The sequence below is a fragment of the Streptomyces sp. NPDC059477 genome (assembly GCF_042749375.1).
In the GTDB taxonomy this organism is placed as follows: Bacteria; Actinomycetota; Actinomycetes; order Streptomycetales; family Streptomycetaceae; genus Streptomyces.
The window spans coordinates 1-18,063 of the sequence record NZ_JBHYUG010000128.1 but is presented as its reverse complement, the minus strand read 5'-3'; the positions used below and the strand labels follow the sequence as shown (position 1 = coordinate 18,063).

The following is an 18,063-nucleotide window of genomic DNA, read 5'->3' as shown; positions in this document are numbered from 1 at the left end:
AAAGAAACCCGCGGGGGACCCCCTGCTTTTAGGGGCGCGGGGAACTGCGCGACCAGCCACCCACCACGCCGCACTCGCCAGACCACCACACCCCCCGCCCCCCGGGGCGCAACGAAACGGGCCCGCCCCCCGCAGGGGACGGGCCCTCTTCTACCTCACGGTGGCACCGCCATGCAGCACCGCGAGGGGTCTGGATCAGCCGAAGCGGCCGGAGATGTAGTCCTCGGTCGCCTGGACGGACGGGTTGGAGAAGATCCGCTCGGTGTCGTCTATCTCGATGAGCTTGCCGGGCTGCCCGACCGCCGAGAGGTTGAAGAACGCCGTCCGGTCGGACACCCGCGCCGCCTGCTGCATGTTGTGCGTCACGATGACAATCGTGAACTGCTCCTTCAGCTCACCGATCAGGTCCTCGATGGCGAGGGTCGAGATCGGGTCGAGGGCGGAGCAGGGCTCGTCCATCAGCAGCACATTGGGCTCGACGGCGATGGCACGGGCGATGCACAGCCGCTGCTGCTGACCGCCGGACAGGCCCGAACCCGGCTTGTTCAGCCGGTCCTTGACCTCGTTCCAGAGGTTCGCGCCCTTGAGGGACTTCTCGACGATGCCGTCCAGCTGGGACTTCTTGTACGAGCCGTTGAGCCGCAGGCCCGCCGCCACGTTGTCGTACACCGACATGGTGGGGAACGGGTTGGGCCGCTGGAAGACCATGCCGACCTCGCGCCGCACGGCCACCGGGTCGACCCCGGCCCCGTACAGGTTCTCGTCGTCGAGCATGACCTTGCCCTCGACCCGGCCGCCGGGCGTCACCTCGTGCATCCGGTTGAGCGTGCGCAGGAACGTGGACTTGCCGCAGCCGGACGGGCCGATGAAGGCCGTGACGGAGCGGGGTTCGACGGTCATCGAGATGTCCTCGATGGCCCGGAAGGAGCCGTAGTAGGCGCTGAGGCCGCTGACATCGATGCGTTTGGCCATGGAAATCACTGCTTCTTTCGGAAATCGGTCGCTTCGTGGCCGCGTCAGCGACCGGTCTTCGGGGCCTTCCAGCGGGCGATGCCGCGGGCCAGCAGGTTCAGGATCATCACGAACGCGATGAGCGTCAGCGAGGCCGCCCAGGCACGGTCGTACGCCGCCTCCGAACCCGCACTGTTCGCGTACTGCTGGTAGATGAACAGCGGCAGCGACGCCTGTGCGCCTTCGAACGGGTTGGCGTTGATGAAGGGGTTGCCGAACACCAGCAGCAGCACCGGGGCGGTCTCGCCCGCGATACGGGCGACCGACAGCATGATGCCGGTGGTGATGCCGCCGATGGCGGTGGGCAGGACCACCTTCAGGATGGTGCGCCACTTGGGCACGCCCAGCGCCAGCGAGGCCTCGCGCAGCTCGTTGGGTACGAGCTTGAGCATCTCCTCGGTGGAGCGGACGACCACGGGCATCATCAGGATGGCCAGGGCGAGCGAGCCGGCGAAACCGAATGGCTGCATGTCGAAGATCAGCATGATGCTGAGGATGAACAGACCGGCGACGATCGACGGGATGCCCGTCATGACGTCGACGAAGAAGGTGATGGCCTTGGCCAGCTTGCCCCGCCCGTACTCCACCAGGTAGATCGCGGTGAAGACACCGATCGGGGCGCCTATCAGGGTGGCGAGGCCGACCTGTTCCAGGCTGCCGAGGATGGCGGCGTACGCGCCACCGCCCACCTCGGTGTCGGCGACCACGCCCATGGAGTGGGTCAGGAAGTAGACGTCGAGGACCTTGACGCCGCGCTTGACCGTCTCCCACACCAGGGAGGCCAGCGGTACCACGGCGAGCAGGAAGGCGACCCAGACCAGCGCGGTCGCGATCCGGTCCTTGGCCTGGCGCTTGCCCTCGACCTTGGTGGCGAGGGCGAAGGTGAGCACGAGGAACAGGATCGCGGCGATCAGGCCCCACTGGACCCGGCTGTCCAGGCCGGCGATCAGCCCGATGCCGATGCCGAGGACCACGGAGGCGCCGGCGATGGCCCACGGGGACCACTTCGGCAGGCTGCCACCGTGCAGTGAGCCGGGCTTCTTGGCGGTGACGACGGCTGAGTGGCTCATGCGTTGGCCCCCGAGTACTCCTTGCGGCGGGCGATGATCGCGCGGGCCGCGCCGTTGACCAGCAGGGTGATGATGAACAGGACCAGGCCGGAGGCGATCAGCGCGTCCCGGCCGAACGGCGTGGCCTCGCTGAACTTGCTGGCGATGTTCTGGGCGAAGGTGCCGCCGCCCGGGTCGAGCAGGCTGGCCCCGATGGTGAAGCTCGGGGACAGCACGGTCGCCACGGCCATGGTCTCGCCGAGCGCGCGGCCGAGGCCGAGCATCGACGCGGAGATCACACCGGAGCGGCCGAAGGGCAGCACGGCCATGCGGATGACCTCCCAGCGCGTGGCGCCGAGGGCCAGGGCCGCCTCCTCGTGCATCTGCGGGACCTGCCGGAAGACCTCGCGGCTCACGTTGGTGATGATCGGCAGGATCATGATGGCGAGCAGGATGCCGACGGTGAGCATCGAGCGCGGGGCGCCGCCCTGCCACTCGAAGATGCCGGTCCAGCCGAAGAACCGGTCCAGCCAGCCGAACAGGCCGTCCATGTACGGCACCAGGACCAGGGCGCCCCACAGGCCGTACACGATGGACGGCACGGCGGCGAGCAGGTCGATCACATACGCGATGGGGCCGCTCAGCTTGCGCGGGGCGTAGTGGGTGAGGAACAGCGCGATGGCGACGGCGACCGGGACCGCGATGGCCATGGCGATGACCGACGACACCACGGTGCCGAAGGCCAGCACCGCGATACCGAAGACCGGCGGCTGGAGGTTGGCGTTCCACTCGAAGGTGGTGAGGAAGTTGCCCTCGTCCTGGCTGATCGCGATGGACGCGCGCCAGGCGAGGAAGCCGGCGATGGCGGCCATGACGGCGAGCAGCAGAATGCCCGACCCGCGGGTGAGGGCCAGGAAGATGCGGTCCCCGGGGCGGGTGGCGCCGCGGGCGTTGCGCTTCTGCTCGGTGAGGGTGGGCGGTGGGGTGGGGGGAGGTGCGTCGGTGTTCTTCGTCGTTATGTCCATCGGGTTCTCCGGTCTGCGGAACCGTCCCTGATGGGCGGCTCGATGAAGCCGCGATCAGTGAGCGGCTCCGGGCGGCGGTGCACCGGACGGTGCGGCCCGGCCCCGTGGACGGGGGCCGGACCGCACGCTGGGTCAGCTCAGTTCGGAAACGGTGGTACGGACCTTGGAGATGATGTCGGCCGGCATCGGGGCGTAGTCGTTCTCGGCGAGGACCTGCTGGCCCTCCTCGCTCGCGATGTAGGTCAGGAAGGCCTTGGTGGCGGGCAGCGTGTCGGCGTTGTTGCCCGCGTCGCAGACGATCTCGTAGGTGACCAGGGTGATCGGGTAGGCGCCGTCGGCCTTGGTGGCGTAGTTCAGCTCCAGGGCCAGGTCCTTGCCGGTGCCGACGACCTTGGCGTCGGCGATGGCCTTGGTGGCACCGTCGACGGAGGCCGGGACCGGAGCGGCGGCACCCGTGTCGACGGAGACGACGGACAGGTCCTTGGCGTAGGACAGCTCCATGTAGCCGATGGCACCGGAGTTCTGCTTCACCTGCTGGGCCATGCCGGACGAACCGGAGGCCGCCTGGCCGCCCTCGGCCTGCCAGGCCTTGCCGCCCTCGTACTTCCAGTTGTCGGGGGTGGTCTCGATCAGGTACTTGGTGAAGTTGTCCGTGGTGCCGGAGTCCTCGGAGCGGTGGAACGCCTGGATCTTCAGGTCGGGCAGCGTCGCGTCGGGGTTGAGCTTCGCGATGGCCTCGTCGTTCCAGTTGGTGATCTTGTTGTCGAAGATCTGGGCGAGGGTCGGGGCGTCCAGCACCAGGTTGTCGACACCCGGGACGTTGTAGCCGACCGCGATCGGGCCGCCGACCATCGGCAGGTCGATGCCCTGGCCGCCGGAGCAGACCTCCTTGGAGGCCTCGATCTCCTCGGGCTCCAGCGCGGAGTCCGAACCGGCGAAGGCGACGGTGCCCTGGGTGAACGCGGTCACACCGGCGCCGGAGCCACCGCCCTTGTAGTTGATCTGCACGCCGCTGCACGCCTGGGTGAAGTTCTTCACCCACGCGTCGATGGCGTTCTTCTGCGCGGACGAGCCGTCGGCGAGGATCTGGCCCGAGGCGTCGTCACACTGGATGCTGCCGGCCGCCGCGGTCGCCGACGAGCTGCTGTCGCCGCCGCTGCTTCCGGTGTCGTCCGTGCCGCACGCCGTGAGGGCCAGGGCGCCGGAGACGGCGAGAGCACCGAGGGAGAGGGCCCGCCGGTTCATGCGCTGAAGCTTCACTTTCGGGAGTTCCTTCCAGGAGCCGCCGTCCTGAATCGGCGGCGTGCGAAGTCTGTGCGATGCGGACGCGAGTTCGAGAGCACCTCACATCGGTAAGGCCGAAATTAGGCAGATCAGGTGAAGGCGCCTATGGCCAGAAGTGAACGGGGAGTGAACCCATATAGACGTTGTGGTTAGGTCACGGAATGCTCACGGGGAGAGCACGTGACGGTTCCGGCCCCCGGGCACAACGACGAAGGAGCGGGCGAAGGGGAGATGAGGAGAAAGAGGGGAGAAAACGGGGAGAAGGTGTGAACGCACACGGCAGCCAAAAGGGACAAACAACGCAGCCCTCGCCGACGCTACACCAGCCCCCACCCCCAGCCGCCCCACCGGCACGACACCCTCGGGCGCCCCCGCCCCCCACACGGCAACCGGCGCGTTTTCGCTCCACCCGAACACCGGCGCCGCCAACAGCCCCCGCCATCAGGCGGCGGCGCCCACCCTCCTAAAGGGGCGCGGGGAACTGCGCGACCCTAGAGAGGCGCGGGAACTGCACGAGCCCAAAGGGGCGCGGAGAACTGCGCGAGCCCAAAGATGCGCGGGGAACTGCGCGAGAAAGGGGCGCGGGGAACTGCGCGAGCAACCACGACCCACCCGCACCAGCCCCCGGCAACAACCCAACCGGCGCCCCCACCCGCCCCGGCGAAGCCCTACGCCGCGAGATCCTTCTCCTTGGCCTGCGCGTCCGCATCGGCGTCCCCGCCCCGGGACCCCGGAATCACCGTCTCGACGCCCGAGGCCCGCCGCCGCACCAGGAACCCCACCCGGGACGACGCCTCGATGGCCCGCACCACCGGCGTCAGCAGCGCGGTGGCCACCGGCGACAGCAGCAGCGCCACCGCCGTGCCCAGCGCCAGTCCGCCCACGACGTCGGTCGGGTAGTGCACCCCCATGTACACCCGGCAGAACCCCTCGACCAGGGCGACCCCGATCGCGACCAGCCCGAACCGCCGGTGCGCGACGAAGATCCCCACGGCCAGCGCCATCGCGATGGTCGCGTGATCGCTCACGAACGAGAAGTCGGTCTTGCCGGTGACCAGCACCTCAAGCCCCTGATGGTCCAGGAACGGCCGGCGCCGCTCCACGAACCCCCGTATCGGCACATTGACCAGCACCGCGACCCCGGCCGCGAGCGGCGCCCAGATCAGGGCGGCGACCCCGGAGACCGCCTCCTCCGCGCTCGCCGACCGCCGGCGGAGAGACCACCAGCACCCGAGTCCCAGCAGCACCAACGCGAGCAGGAGTCCGTACTCACCGACATACGCCATGACCTGGTCGAACCAGTGCGGGGCGTCCTTGGCCAGGCCATTGATGTCGTACAGCAGCTCGACGTCGGGGTTCGACCCGGATTGCGCGAGTCCAGCCATCTGCAACGGCCCCTTCGTCGTCTTCTTCGATTTCTTCGGTCTTCTACGTTCATCGCAGCGCACGCGCTCCGGACACGAGCCGGACGCACGCCGCTGTTCCACCCCCGTGGTGTCAGGAACGCACGACCGTTGTCCGTACGTTCCGCACTCCACCGAATGATCACTGAGACGTTATCGAAGAGAGATACATCATCGCAGCTCAGGGGACAGGTTGACGCTCAGTGTCAACCCGTCAGATCACGGTGGGATCGTGGTCGGATCTCCGTCAGATGTCCGTCGGCAGGGCCGCCGCGCCGTCCGCGGTGACCCGGGTCGCCCCGAAGTAGTCCGGGGTGTCGATCGGGTCGAAGCGGATCAGCGCACCCGTGCGCGGGGCGTCGATCATGTACCCGCCGCCGACATAGATCCCGACATGGCGGATCGCCCGGGAGTTGGTGAGGTCGTCCGAGAAGAACACCAGGTCACCGGGGAGCAGTTCGTCGCGCGCCGGATGCGGCCCCGCGTTGTACTGATCGTTGGCCACCCGGGGCAGCGTGATCCCGACACTGTCGTACGCCGCCTGCGTCAGCCCCGAGCAGTCGAACCGCCCGCCCTGCGCCGCCGTACCGGTGCCGCCCCACAGATAAGGGGTGCCGATCTTCCCCTGGGCGTAGTGGATGGCCCCGGCCGCCTGCTCGGAGGGATCGACCCGCGTGGTGGGCGCCGCGAAGCTCTCCTCCAGGGTCGTGATGACCTGCACGTAGTTCTCGGTCTCGTCGTACGGCGGGACGCCCCCGTATCTGATGACGGCGTACGCGCCCGCGTTGTAGGCGGCGAGCATGTTGTGGGTGGCGTTGCCCGGCACATCCTTCACATAGCCGGCCAGCGTGCAGTCGTAGGTGGCGGCCGAGGGGATCGCGTCCTTCGGGTCCCACACATCGCGGTCGCCGTCGCCGTCCCCGTCGATCCCGTGGCTGGCCCACGTGCCGGGGATGAACTGCGCTATCCCCTGCGCCTGCGCCGGGGACTGCGCGGTGGGGTTGAAGCCGCTCTCCTGGTAGAGCTGCGCGGCGAGCAGGGCCGGATTGATCGCGGGACAGAGATTGCCCCACTGCTGCACCAACGCCTGGTAAGCGGCCGGCACCGAACCCTTGGCCAGCGCCTTGCCGCTACTGCCGACGCCGCCCGCGACGGTCCCGGCGATCAGATACACGCCGATGACGAGCACCATCATGAAGCTCAGCCCGACCGCGACCGCGATCCCGCCGCCGATCCACCATTTCCGCACGCCTCAACCCTGCCCCATCCCGGCTCCGTTCAAGGCCCGTTCCGCCCGAGTCGCCGTCGCGTTGCCGTCGAGTCGCCCATTATCCCGGCCTCTTCGCGCCCGCCACAGGGGCCACGGCCGAGGGACCGTACGAGCACGGCGCGCCCCGGCGCACGGACCCGCGCACGGACCGTGCGCCCACCGCGCGCAAAGGGTTCGCCATCGAGAACGACCGCCCGCGCGACCGGCACACCCCCAACGCCCCGCCCCGCCCACCTTCTGACGCCCCGGCACCAGGCCGACCCACACAATCCAGCCGTTTTTTCAAGGCAACTCGCCGCACCGGCGATCACCACCGGCGCCCCCCCTGGCCCCACCCGCATCCCTGACCCCGCGTCATCACACCCCACCCGCCCGGCGATAGCCTGCACCCGCCAGAACATGGGCGCGACCCCTCACCCGGCCGACCGTCACGAACAGTCGCGAACCGTAAGAGGGCTCAACGACGGCACCACACGACAGGTTCCGCTCCCACTTCGTTGCCCGGCGTGACCAGGCGTGATACACAGAGTGACGATACGTGGTATTCGTACGAAACCCGCCAACCGATGACGCCAAGTCGACATACGAGAGCGTCATCGTCGGCGAGAATGATGCCTGAACTCTGCACTCCGCAGGGGAAAGCAAGAACAACCCACCAGGGGCGGTGACTTACATGCTCTTTGCGGCCGAAACCGGAGACATCAACACCATCATCGGCGGGATCGCTCCGGACTGGGGCCCCTTCGGCAGCCTGGGCAACGAGGCCAGGGTGATGATCGAGGTGGTGATGGCGGTCGCCATCCTCATCTGTCTGGGCATCGCCATCTGGGGCGCGGCCAAGCAGCGCATCGGCGCCACGGCCCTGCGCGACACCTTCAGCGCCGAACAGGGCAAGGGCCTGATCATCGCCGGCCTCACCGGGGTCTTCATCATCGGTTCCCTGGGCACCTTGTTCACGATCGTGTACGGCATGGCCGTGTAGCCCCGCCACCGCAGGGCCCCGCGCCCGCACCCCACGCGGCACACGGCCCACCCGACGCACAGCCAGTCCCCAGTCCCGTCCGGGCACGCCCGGTCCCCTCCACCCCACCCACCCGTCGTGCCCACCGGCTGAGGTTGCGTTTCCCTGATGTCGAGTCACCACACCGCGCCCGCGCGCCGACCCGCCCGGCTACCGTCGTATCCGGGGCCGTGCCTTCGGCGTGTTCGGCGTGTTCGGCACGACTCCCTCGGGCACGGCTTCTTCAACCACGACAACCACGACGGTGACGGCGACCGAGTCGAGGGGGCACACGCGACATGAGCCTCGGGGATGACCAGGGCGGCTACGGCGACTCCACACGCCAGGACGCCTCCGACGAGTACGGCGGCAGCGGCTCCACCCGCACCCGGCTGCCCGAGTCCGGACCCTACGGCGGCGCCCGGCGCACCGGCCGCTCCTCCTCCAGAAGCCTCGTCACCGTCGTCGGCGTGGTCGTCCTGCTGATCGCCGCGATCGCCTTCGCGAACCGTGGAGGCGGCGATTCCGCCGACTCCGCCGACAGCGCCGCCCCACCCGACACCACGGCCACGGCCCCGACCGGCACCGACCCGGTCCGGTCCGAGACCAACGGCATCCCCACCGGCTACGCCCGCAGCGAGCAGGGGGCACAGAGCGCGGCGGCGAACTTCGCGGTGGCGCTGGGCTCGACCAGCATGTTCCACACGGACAGCCGCCACGCCCTGGTCGACGCACTGTTCACCCCGGAGGCCGCGGCCCGCCTCAAGGGCCCGATGGACCAGGCCTACTCCGCCGACTTCCTCGGCTCCATGGGCCTCGACGCGAACGGCGATCCGCCCGAGGGTTCCACCTTCGTCTCCCGCGTGGTCCCGATCGGCACCACCGCCGAGGAGTACACGGACACCGGCGCCAAGGTCGCCGTCTGGTACCTCGGCCTGACCGGCATGTCCGGCGAGCGCTCCACCGACCCCGTGACCTCGACCTGGCAGACCTGGACCTTCGATCTGCGCTGGACCGGCGGCGACTGGAAGATCGCCGAGGACACCCAGACCGACGGCCCCGCCCCGGTCCCCGGCGACGACAGAGCCGCCACCTCCGACGAGATCAGCAAGGCCATCGAGGAGTACGGAGGGTTCACGTATGCCCGGTAACCCGCAGCGCGCGCTCAGGCTCGCCGGCGTCGTGGCGGCCGTACAGACCGCACTGGTCCTGACCGCCACCCGGGCCATGGCCGCGCCCCCGCCGACCCCGTCCACCGATCCCTCCGGGTCGCCCAGCCCGTCCCCGTCCCCTTCCCCGACGGACTGCGACCTGATCTCCGGCGAGGCCCGCGAGTATTGCGAGCGCGGCACCGGCAGCAGCGGTACCACGACCCTCGAACCCGATTCCACCCTCGACCCCCTCACCTCCCTCGCCCAAGGCTGCGCCGACGCCGCCTCCTGGACGGTGAACAAGCTCAGCGACGCCGTGCAGGACACGGCCAACGTCGACTTCACCAACGCCCGGTTCCTCCAGCAGTACGCCGTGGTCTTCGCCGCGTCCACCATCCTCACCCTGCTGCTGTGGCTGCTGGCCGTCGCCAAGCGCGCGGTGCGCGGCGTGCCGTTCGCCACCGCCGTCGGCGAGGCCATCGGGTTCCTGTGGCTGACCGTCCTGGCCTCCGCCTTCACCCCGCTGATCCTCTACACCGTGGTCTCCGCGACCGACGGCATCAGCGAGGCCATGGCCGGTGCCACCGGCGACCAGACCGACGTCTTCTTCGGCAACTTCGCCTCCGCCCTGGAGAAGGGCGAGGACATCGGCGGCGGCCCGATCATGCTGATCGTCGTCTCCCTGGTGTCGATCGTCGCCGCCGGAGTGCTCTGGCTGGAACTGGTCCTGCGCGCCGCCCTGCTCTACGTCGGAGCCCTGCTCGGCACGGTCGTCTACGCCGGACTCGTCGACAAGAACCTGTGGAGCCACGTCCGCCGCTGGGCCGGCATCATGATCGCCGTCATCCTGGTGAAACCGGTCATCGTGATCGTCCTGGGCCTGGCCGGCGCGCTCTCCGCCGACGACGGGCCCGACGCCTTCTCCGCCGTCGTCTCCGGCCTCGCCATCATCCTGCTCGCCATCTTCGCGTCCGCGATGATCTACCGCTTCGTGCCCGGCTTCGGCGACGAACTCGCCGGCTCCCGCAACAACCGGATCATGCAGGGCGCCGAAGGCAAGGCCGCCGCCGTGATCAGCTCCCCGGCCACCCTGGTCGCCCAGGGCATCAAGACCCACAGCACCCGCGCCGACCAGGGCGGCGGCCAGTCCGGCGGCAGCACCCCCCGCCCGGCCAACCAGGCCGCCGGCGGGGTCGCCGCGCACAGCACCCGCACCCCCTCGGGCGGCGGACCGGCCCCCGCCGCCCCGGCCCCGCGCTCGTCCAGCCCGGTGAACTCACCTCACGCCAGCAACAACCGCAACAGCAGCAACAACCGCACGGGAGGTGAAGGGCGTTGACGACCGAGTCCCATCTGTCCCATCCGATCACGCCCCGCCGTACGTATCTCATCGGCCGCGCCCGGCCGAACGCGATCGTCGGCCGCAACCGCGAGACCGGAGAGATCGCGCTGATCATCGCGGGCGCGTTCCTCGGCATGATGTGCGGGCTCCTGGTCCCCGTGCTCTCCCTGCGGATCGTGCTGCTCACGGGCCTGCCCATGATCGCGCTCGCCGTGGTCTACGTGCCCTACAAGCGCCGCACCTTCTACAAGTGGTTCGAGATCAACCGCAGCTACAAACGCAGCCTGCGCGCGGGCACCGCCTACCGCTCCGGCGTGATCGAGGCGGGCACCCGCGTCGACGGCCGCGAGGTGGAGATCGGCCCGCCCCCCGGCATCGGGCGCATCACCTGGCTCGCCGCCCCGTTCGGCCCGGACGAGATCGCCGTCCTGCTGCACGCCGACCGCAAGACCGTCACCGCCGCCATCGAGATCGAGGGCCCCGGCGTCGGCCTGCGCGACAGCGAGGACCAGGAAGCCCTCGTCGACCGCTTCGGCACCCTCCTCAAGCACGTGGCCAACGGCGACGGCTTCGTCACCCGCCTCCAGATGCTCGCCCGCACCCTGCCCGCCGACCCCGACGCCCACGCCAAGGACGTCTCCGTACGCGGCGACGAGAAATCGCCGATCTGGCTCCAGGAATCGTACGAACAGCTCAGCTCCATGGTCTCCACCAGCAGCGAGCAGCACCGCGCCTACCTCGTGGCCTGTATGCACTACACCCGCGAACTCGCGGCCGAGGCCCAGGCCATGGCCCGCGCGGCCCGCCCGCGCGGCGGCAAGGCCGACCGCGACGCCGGACTCGCCGTCGTCATGGCCCGTGAGCTGACCGACATCTGCTCCCGGCTCCAGGAGGCCGACATCCGGGTCCGCCAGCCGCTCGGCCAGGGCCGGCTCGCCTCCCTCGTGCACTCCATGTACGACCCGGACCACCCCATCGACCACATCCAGGCCATGACCAAGCGCAACGCCTGGCCGGCCGAGCTGGACGCCATGGAGCCGACCTACCTCCAGGCCAAGACCCGCGAGTCCAGCACCCGCGAGCCCTGGTGCCACGCCACGGCCTGGGTGAAGGAATGGCCGATGACCCCCGTCGGCGTCAATTTCCTCGCCCCCCTCCTCGTCCACACCCCGGACGTGATCCGCACGGTCGCCGTCACCATGGACCTCGAACCCACCGAGGTCGCCATCGAGCGGATGCTCACCGAGAAGACCAACGACGTCGCCGAGGCCTCCCGCGCCGCCAAGATGAACCGCACCGTCGACCCCCGCGACATCGCCGCCCACGACCGGCTCGACCAGCGCGGCGACGACCTCGCCAGCGGCGCCGCCGGCGTCAACCTGGTCGGCTACATCACGGTCTCCTCCCGCTCCCCGGAGGCCCTCAACCGCGACAAGCGGACGATAAGGGCCTCGGCCGGAAAGTCGTATCTGAAGCTGGAGTGGTGCGACCGCGAGCACCACCGGGCCTTTGTGAACACCCTCCCGTTCGCCACCGGCATCCGAAGGTAGGCCCACAGATGCGGGACCCGCTGTCCGTCCTCACCGACGCCTTCACGTCCTTCCTCTTCGGGAAGGTCGAGACCACCCGGCTCCCGGTGCGCACGTCCACGGGCCAGGCCCAGGCGGTCTATCTGCCGACCGCCGCGCCCGGCCTCGGCGACTCCGGCGTGATCATCGGCCGCGAGGTGTACTCCGGCAAGGGCTATATCTACGACCCCTTCCAGCTCTACGGCCAGCAGCTCCCCGCCCCCCACTGGCTGGTCCTGGGCGAGTCCGGCAACGGCAAGTCGGCGCTGGAGAAGACGTACGTCCTGCGCCAGCTCCGCTTCAGGGACCGCCAGGTCGTCGTCCTGGACGCCCAGGGCGAGGACGGCGTCGGTGAATGGAACCTCATCGCCCAGGAGCTGGGAATAACACCCATCCGCCTGGACCCGACGGCCGCCCTGGACATGGGAATCCGCCTCAACCCCCTCGACCCGGCCATCACCACCACCGGCCAGCTCGCCCTGCTCCGCACGATCATCGAAGTCGCCATGGGCCACGGCCTGGACGAACGCTCCGGCTTCGCCCTCAAGGTCGCCCACGCCTACGTCAACGAGACGATCGTGGAACGCCAGCCGGTCCTCACCGACATCGTGGAACAGCTGCGCCACCCCGAACCGGAGTCCGCCGAGGCGATGAACGTCGACATAGACGACGTACGCGCCTGGGGCCTGGACGTCGCCCTGGTGCTGGACCGGCTGGTGGACGGCGACCTGCGCGGCATGTTCGACGGCCCGACCACGGTCGGCATCGACCTCGACGCGCCCCTGATCGTCTTCGACCTCTCCCACATCGACCGCAACTCCATCGCCATGCCCATCCTGATGGCGATCGTCGGCGTGTGGCTGGAGCACACCTGGATCCGCCCCGACCGCAAGAAGCGCATCTTCCTGGTCGAGGAAGCCTGGCACATCATCAACAGCCCGTTCGTGGCGCAGCTCTTCCAGCGCCTGCTGAAGTTCGGGCGGCGCCTGGGTCTGTCCTTCGTCGCCGTGGTCCACCATCTCTCCGACGTGGTGGACGGGGCGGCGGCCAAGGAGGCCGCGGCGATCCTCAAAATGGCGTCCACCCGGACCGTCTACGCCCAGAAGGCGGACGAGGCCCGGGCCACCGGCAAGGTGCTCGGGCTGCCCCGCTGGGCCGTGGAGATCATCCCCACGCTCACCCCGGGCATCGCCGTCTGGGACGTCAACGGCAATGTCCAGGTCGTCAAGCATCTGATCAGCGAGAGCGAACGCCCGCTGGTCTTCACCGACCGCGCGATGACCCAGTCCTCCGCCGACTTCGCCGACGACGCCCTGCGCGCCGCCGAACTGGAGGCCGAGGAGCGGGCGGCGGCCTTCGTGGAACAGCACCTCGGCGACTCCGAGTCGACGGTGGCGTAGCGCAACGAGCAAGGCACAGGCAAGGAGGGCGGCGGCGTGCGACGCGACGATCACCGTCAGGACGGCCGGGACGGCCAGGGCGGCATCCCGGACGGCCTGCTGGTCGGCCTGCTCGCCTTCCTGCTCGGCATGACCGTGCTGGTCTGGACGGCGACCGGCCTGGCCGGCCTCTTCACCCACGGCGCCTGGCCCCAGGGCGTCACCTTCGGCCGTACGCCCCTGGCAATACGCCAACTCGTCGCCGAGCCGCACGACATCGCGGGCGCCTGGCCCGACACCCCGGCGACCCAGCTGACCGGGTACGGCCTGTTCTGGGGCCTGTTCATCGGCCAGCTGATGGTGCTGGTCGTCCTGACGGTGTTCGTCCTCGGCACGACGGCCCGCTGGAAGGCAGGCCGCGACCGCAGACGCACGGAGGCACGGGCAGCGGCTACGAAGGAGGCGGCGCCCCCCGCCGCACAGCGCACGTACGACGTCCCCACCCCCAGACCGGCCCCGGAACCGGCACCGACCCCACCGCTTCACCCCACCTCGACCGGCCCCTCCTTGGACAAGTCCCCCACGGACAATCCGACCGTTGCCAAGCCGACGGTGGACCAGCCGGCCATGGACAAGTCCCTCTGGGAGCAACCCGTCCGGGACGCCCTCCTCTTCGAACCCCCCGAGCGCCGCCGCACCACCGCCGCCCAGGCGGTCCGCGACGCAGAGGGCGCGGCGCTGGTCGTCACCTCCGACCCGGCCGTCTGGCAGGACACCAAGGACGCCCGCGCCAAACTCGGCCCGGTCCTCCTCTACGACCCCACCCACCGCTGCGACACCCCGGCCCGCCTCCACTGGTCCCCCACCGCGGGCTGCGAGGACAAGGCGACGGCGGCCGAGCGGGCCACCGCGCTGCTCGCGCCGGTCAGACCGACCGCCAAGCTGGACCAGGCCGTCGCCGACACCGCCGAGACCCTGCTGCGCAGCTGTCTGCACGCCGCCGCCCTGGACGGCCGCACGGTCCGCCATGTCCACCGCTGGGCGCAGGGCAACCAGATCCAGGACGCGGTACGGACCCTGCGTACCCACCCCAAGGCGGCGCCCGGCGCGGCGGGCGAACTGGAGGCCGCGCTCACCTCGCACCCCGAACGCCGTGACATAGCGCAGGAGTTGGCGGGCCGTGCCCTCTCGTCCCTGTTCACGGTGAATGTCCGGGAGGCGTGCACACCGAATCGAGCCGATGCCCTCGCGCTGGATTCCTTTGTGCACGAAGGGGGCACGCTCTATGTGGTCGGTGAATCCATCGAGGACCCCAGGGCCAATCCCGCCGCGATGCCCCTGCTGACGGCCCTCGTCTCCAGCGTGGTCGAGCGCGGCCGGCGCATGGCCGAACGGTCATCCTCCGGTCGCCTCGACCCACCACTGACCCTGGTCCTGGACGACATCGCCGCCGTCGCCCCCATCCCGGCCCTGCCCGCACTGCTCACCCACGGCACGGACCGCGGCCTGCCCACCCTCGCCCTGCTCCGCTCCCGCGAACAGGCCCGCTCGCGCTGGCCGGGGGAGGAACTTCCGGTGCGGTAGGGGCAGCCGCCTGTCAGCGAGCCCCGTCATCAGCCGTCATCGGATCCGAGGGGATCGGTGCCGAGGCCCGCGACGACGAGCCGGAAGGCGCGGTCCGCCTGCTCCGCCGGGTCGGTGTAACTCTCGGTGGCCAGGGCGATTCCGACGATCAGTGTGAGCAGATCGTCGATGGTGATGTCCGCCCGGACAGTCTGATCGTCGATGGCCCTGCGCAGCAGCAAGGCGCCTGCCGCACCGATGGCCGGCGCGCAGGAGTCCGGGGTGGCCTCGTCCTGGAGGGGCTGGTAGGAGAGGACGTCCGCCAGACCGCGTGCGGCGAGTGAGTAGGCGAGCAGCTCGCGCAGCCATTCCACCAGCGCGGCGCGGCTGTCGTGCTCGCCGCAGAGCGTACGAGCGCGATCGCACAGGTCATCGACGCGCTGTTTGAAGACGGCTTCGAGCAGGGCTTTGCGGGTGGGGAAGTGGCGCCGCACGGTAGCCGATCCGACGCCTGCGACGCGGGCGATCTGCTCCAGGGATGCCTGGGCCCCTCGGGCCGCCACCTCGGCCTCGGCCACGGCGAGGATGTGCGTGTAGTTGCGGCGGGCGTCCGAGCGCTGGCCGGTCATGATCTCCCCAACATTGATAAGTGGCGGGCCCCGCCGTATTGTAGCGAACGCGAAACGGCGGGCCCCGCCGTTTGTGCTGTGCGTGACCACCGAGGAGACATACACATGACCACTGCCGCAACACCGGTCCTCGTCGCCGGTGCCACTGGCCGCCAAGGCGGCGCCACCGCCCGCGCCCTGCTCGCGCAGGGAACACCGGTGCGCGCGCTGGTGCGCGACCCGAGCACACCGCGTGCACGGGCCGTCGAAGAACTCGGCGCCAGCCTGTTCGTGGGCGATCTCACCGAACCCGCGACCCTTGAGGCGGCCATGGACGGCGTGCGGGCCGTCTTCTCCGTGCAGATGCCCGCATACACCGGGCAGGGGTTCGACTTCGCCGGCGAGGTCAGCCAGGCGGACAACCTCATGACGACCGCGCGGGCCGCCGGTGTGGAGCAGTTCGTCCAGTCCTCCACCAGCGGCGTGGGACAGCATGTCGAGGCCCCGGGCTGGGCCGAAGGACGGTGGGCGGTGTTGGAAGTCCCGCTCGGCACCAAGGCGGCGATCCAGGACCGGCTGCGCGAACTCGACTTCCCCTACTGGACATTGCTCAAGCCGTCGTTCTTCATGGAGAACTTCGAGCCGGCCATGCGGTTCTACTTCCCCCGTGGCGTCGAAGGGGGCCTGGTCACCGTCGTCAAACCGAGCACCCACCTGGCACTCGTAGCGGCCAAGGACGTGGGCCGAGCCGCGGCGGCGGCCCTGTCCGCCCCCGCCGAGTTCCACCGAGTGGAACTGGAACTCACCAGCGACTACCTGACCATGACCGAAATCGCCGAGATCCTCTCCCGCGCCCTGGGCGTCCCGCTGACCGCCCCGGACATGACCGAGGAACAGGCCCGCGCCGCCGGAATGGGAGACATGGGTGCCACGCACGAGTTCATGGAGGTCGTCGGCCAGCCGGCCCGGCCACAGTTCGCCCGCGCACTGGGCATCGACCTGACCAGCTTCGAAGAGTGGGCACACGAACATCTGCGGACCACCGCCTGAGCGGGGAGGTACGACCCCAGCCCCCACTCAGGGCCGCTCCAGCACATACTCCAACTCCACGTCCCCCGTTTCCCCCGTTCCCCCGTTTCTCACCACCGGCACCGTCACCCCACTGGGCACAAACCCCACCCGCCGGTACAACGCCCGAGCCCGCCCGTTCTCCTCATGCACAATCAACCGCACCCGCTCCACCGCCTGCCGCCAGGCCCAGCTCAGCGCCTCGTCGAAGAGCAGCTCGGTCAGTCCACATCCACGGTGCTCGGGCCGCATGAACACCCCGACCAGATGCCCTTGCCGCCGCTCGACCGGGAACCCGGCCCAGTCCGTGGTCCCCGCCTCCTCGATCAGCACGGTCACCGAGCCGACCCACGCCCCGTCCGGCCCCTGCGCGATCACCTGCCGGGCCCCGTCGGCCCCCTCGGCCGCGCTCTGCGCCCGCTGCCGCCAGAACGACTCGGGCCGGGCTGCCGCCTGCTCGTACGTCTCCAGGAACGCGAGGTGCGCCACCGGATCCCGCAGCGCGGCCAGCCGCAGCTCCCTCAGCGCGGGCCACTCGTCGGCCCGAATGGCCCGGACGACATACCGCTCTTCGCTGTCGGTCCGCTGATCGGTGTCGGTGCTCATACGGGCCACGGTAGTACCCGAGCACCACGCCCCTCACCTGGAATACCACCCGCAAACGCAGAAAACCCCGCATCCGAGGATGCGGGGTTTTCCCAATATTTGTTCGGCGGCGTCCTACTCTCCCACAGGGTCCCCCCTGCAGTACCATCGGCGCTGTAAGGCTTAGCTTCCGGGTTCGGAATGTAACCGGGCGTTTCCCTCACGCTAAAACCACCGAAACACTATGAAACACTCAACCGCACCACCCCGTAGCCGTGGGATGGGGTTGTTCGTGGTTTCAGAACCAACACAGTGGACGCGAGCAACTGAGGACAAGCCCTCGGCCTATTAGTACCGGTCACCTCCACACGTTACCGTGCTTCCAGATCCGGCCTATCAACCCAGTCGTCTACTGGGAGCCTTACCCCCTCAAGGGGGTGGGAGTCCTCATCTCGAAGCAGGCTTCCCGCTTAGATGCTTTCAGCGGTTATCCCTCCCGAACGTAGCCAACCAGCCATGCCCTTGGCAGGACAACTGGCACACCAGAGGTTCGTCCGTCCCGGTCCTCTCGTACTAGGGACAGCCCTTCTCAAGACTCCTACGCGCACAGCGGATAGGGACCGAACTGTCTCACGACGTTCTAAACCCAGCTCGCGTACCGCTTTAATGGGCGAACAGCCCAACCCTTGGGACCGACTCCAGCCCCAGGATGCGACGAGCCGACATCGAGGTGCCAAACCATCCCGTCGATATGGAC

The 18,063-nt window shown here is 69.5% G+C and carries 15 protein-coding genes and 2 rRNA genes; 7 read left to right on the top strand and 10 right to left on the bottom strand.

What is annotated here, in order from left to right:
* Positions 1-195: 195 nt before the first annotated feature.
* The 6 genes from pstB to ACFXAZ_RS36545 form a co-directional block, all read right to left on the bottom strand.
* The gene (gene pstB, locus ACFXAZ_RS36570) at positions 196-972 is read right to left on the bottom strand and encodes a phosphate ABC transporter ATP-binding protein PstB (RefSeq protein WP_384600419.1); all 777 of its coding nucleotides are present in this window, start codon (positions 970-972) and stop codon (positions 196-198) included.
* 44 nt (positions 973-1,016) lie between these two features.
* The gene (gene pstA, locus ACFXAZ_RS36565) at positions 1,017-2,081 is read right to left on the bottom strand and encodes a phosphate ABC transporter permease PstA (RefSeq protein WP_384600416.1); all 1,065 of its coding nucleotides are present in this window, start codon (positions 2,079-2,081) and stop codon (positions 1,017-1,019) included.
* Positions 2,078-3,085 (bottom strand): phosphate ABC transporter permease subunit PstC, encoded by a 1,008-nt coding sequence (pstC, locus tag ACFXAZ_RS36560; RefSeq protein WP_384600413.1) that lies wholly within the window; start codon positions 3,083-3,085, stop codon positions 2,078-2,080. Before pstC ends, pstA begins: the two co-directional genes overlap by 4 nt.
* Positions 3,086-3,217: 132 nt before the next feature.
* Positions 3,218-4,345: a phosphate ABC transporter substrate-binding protein PstS gene (gene pstS / locus ACFXAZ_RS36555; protein ID WP_384600410.1), complete on the bottom strand. Its 1,128-nt coding sequence runs from the start codon at positions 4,343-4,345 to the stop codon at positions 3,218-3,220.
* 692 nt (positions 4,346-5,037) lie between these two features.
* Positions 5,038-5,754, bottom strand: a complete 717-nt coding sequence (locus tag ACFXAZ_RS36550) for a phosphatase PAP2 family protein (RefSeq protein ID WP_384600407.1) — start codon at positions 5,752-5,754, stop codon at positions 5,038-5,040.
* Positions 5,755-6,019: 265 nt separating this feature from the next.
* Positions 6,020-6,967 (bottom strand): NlpC/P60 family protein, encoded by a 948-nt coding sequence (locus ACFXAZ_RS36545; protein ID WP_384600422.1) that lies wholly within the window; start codon positions 6,965-6,967, stop codon positions 6,020-6,022.
* 748 nt (positions 6,968-7,715) lie between these two features.
* Here ACFXAZ_RS36545 and ACFXAZ_RS36540 point away from each other — a divergent pair.
* The 6 genes from ACFXAZ_RS36540 (at position 7,716) to ACFXAZ_RS36515 (ending at position 15,066) form a co-directional block, all read left to right on the top strand.
* Complete coding sequence (locus ACFXAZ_RS36540; RefSeq protein WP_384600404.1) at positions 7,716-8,024, top strand: hypothetical protein; 309 nt, start codon at positions 7,716-7,718, stop codon at positions 8,022-8,024.
* 317 nt (positions 8,025-8,341) lie between these two features.
* On the top strand, positions 8,342-9,193 hold the full coding sequence (locus ACFXAZ_RS36535; protein ID WP_384600401.1) for a hypothetical protein: 852 nt from the start codon (positions 8,342-8,344) through the stop codon (positions 9,191-9,193).
* Positions 9,183-10,532 carry a hypothetical protein gene (locus ACFXAZ_RS36530; RefSeq protein ID WP_384600398.1) on the top strand — a complete coding sequence of 450 codons (1,350 nt, stop codon included), beginning with the start codon at positions 9,183-9,185 and terminating at the stop codon, positions 10,530-10,532. Before ACFXAZ_RS36535 ends, ACFXAZ_RS36530 begins: the two co-directional genes overlap by 11 nt.
* Complete coding sequence (locus tag ACFXAZ_RS36525) at positions 10,529-12,085, top strand: SCO6880 family protein (protein ID WP_384600395.1); 1,557 nt, start codon at positions 10,529-10,531, stop codon at positions 12,083-12,085. The genes ACFXAZ_RS36530 and ACFXAZ_RS36525 overlap by 4 nt, the downstream gene beginning before the upstream one ends.
* An 8-nt stretch (positions 12,086-12,093) precedes the next feature.
* Positions 12,094-13,503: an ATP-binding protein gene (locus ACFXAZ_RS36520; RefSeq protein ID WP_382683793.1), complete on the top strand. Its 1,410-nt coding sequence runs from the start codon at positions 12,094-12,096 to the stop codon at positions 13,501-13,503.
* Between the two features lie 36 nt (positions 13,504-13,539).
* The gene (locus tag ACFXAZ_RS36515; protein WP_384600391.1) at positions 13,540-15,066 is read left to right on the top strand and encodes a type IV secretory system conjugative DNA transfer family protein; all 1,527 of its coding nucleotides are present in this window, start codon (positions 13,540-13,542) and stop codon (positions 15,064-15,066) included.
* A gap of 29 nt (positions 15,067-15,095) precedes the next feature.
* Here the strand turns inward: ACFXAZ_RS36515 and ACFXAZ_RS36510 are convergent, their stop codons facing one another.
* Complete coding sequence (locus tag ACFXAZ_RS36510; protein WP_384600388.1) at positions 15,096-15,674, bottom strand: TetR/AcrR family transcriptional regulator; 579 nt, start codon at positions 15,672-15,674, stop codon at positions 15,096-15,098.
* Positions 15,675-15,779: 105 nt separating this feature from the next.
* Here ACFXAZ_RS36510 and ACFXAZ_RS36505 point away from each other — a divergent pair, with 105 nt between their 5' ends.
* The gene (locus ACFXAZ_RS36505) at positions 15,780-16,703 is read left to right on the top strand and encodes an NmrA family NAD(P)-binding protein (protein WP_384600385.1); all 924 of its coding nucleotides are present in this window, start codon (positions 15,780-15,782) and stop codon (positions 16,701-16,703) included.
* Between the two features lie 27 nt (positions 16,704-16,730).
* On the opposite strand, the gene ACFXAZ_RS36500 is transcribed toward ACFXAZ_RS36505, so the two are convergent.
* The 3 genes from ACFXAZ_RS36500 to ACFXAZ_RS36490 all read right to left on the bottom strand — a co-directional run.
* Positions 16,731-17,327 (bottom strand): GNAT family N-acetyltransferase, encoded by a 597-nt coding sequence (locus ACFXAZ_RS36500; protein ID WP_384600382.1) that lies wholly within the window; start codon positions 17,325-17,327, stop codon positions 16,731-16,733.
* A gap of 101 nt (positions 17,328-17,428) precedes the next feature.
* Positions 17,429-17,545, bottom strand: a 5S ribosomal RNA gene (gene rrf / locus ACFXAZ_RS36495).
* Between the two features lie 89 nt (positions 17,546-17,634).
* Positions 17,635-18,063 (bottom strand): 23S ribosomal RNA (locus ACFXAZ_RS36490); the annotation flags it as partial.

Bases quoted from the DNA above. Each gene is read 5' to 3' on its own strand.
- pstB (WP_384600419.1), bottom strand. From the start codon at position 972: ATGGCCAAACGCATCGATGTCAGCGGCCTCAGCGCCTACTACGGCTCC.
- pstA (WP_384600416.1), bottom strand. From the start codon at position 2,081: ATGAGCCACTCAGCCGTCGTCACCGCCAAGAAGCCCGGCTCACTGCAC.
- pstC (WP_384600413.1), bottom strand. From the start codon at position 3,085: ATGGACATAACGACGAAGAACACCGACGCACCTCCCCCCACCCCACCG.
- ACFXAZ_RS36550 (WP_384600407.1), bottom strand. From the start codon at position 5,754: ATGGCTGGACTCGCGCAATCCGGGTCGAACCCCGACGTCGAGCTGCTG.
- ACFXAZ_RS36545 (WP_384600422.1), bottom strand. From the start codon at position 6,967: ATGATGGTGCTCGTCATCGGCGTGTATCTGATCGCCGGGACCGTCGCG.
- ACFXAZ_RS36540 (WP_384600404.1), top strand. From the start codon at position 7,716: ATGCTCTTTGCGGCCGAAACCGGAGACATCAACACCATCATCGGCGGG.
- ACFXAZ_RS36535 (WP_384600401.1), top strand. From the start codon at position 8,342: ATGAGCCTCGGGGATGACCAGGGCGGCTACGGCGACTCCACACGCCAG.
- ACFXAZ_RS36530 (WP_384600398.1), top strand. From the start codon at position 9,183: ATGCCCGGTAACCCGCAGCGCGCGCTCAGGCTCGCCGGCGTCGTGGCG.
- ACFXAZ_RS36520 (WP_382683793.1), top strand. From the start codon at position 12,094: ATGCGGGACCCGCTGTCCGTCCTCACCGACGCCTTCACGTCCTTCCTC.
- ACFXAZ_RS36510 (WP_384600388.1), bottom strand. From the start codon at position 15,674: ATGACCGGCCAGCGCTCGGACGCCCGCCGCAACTACACGCACATCCTC.
- ACFXAZ_RS36505 (WP_384600385.1), top strand. From the start codon at position 15,780: ATGACCACTGCCGCAACACCGGTCCTCGTCGCCGGTGCCACTGGCCGC.
- ACFXAZ_RS36500 (WP_384600382.1), bottom strand. From the start codon at position 17,327: ATGAGCACCGACACCGATCAGCGGACCGACAGCGAAGAGCGGTATGTC.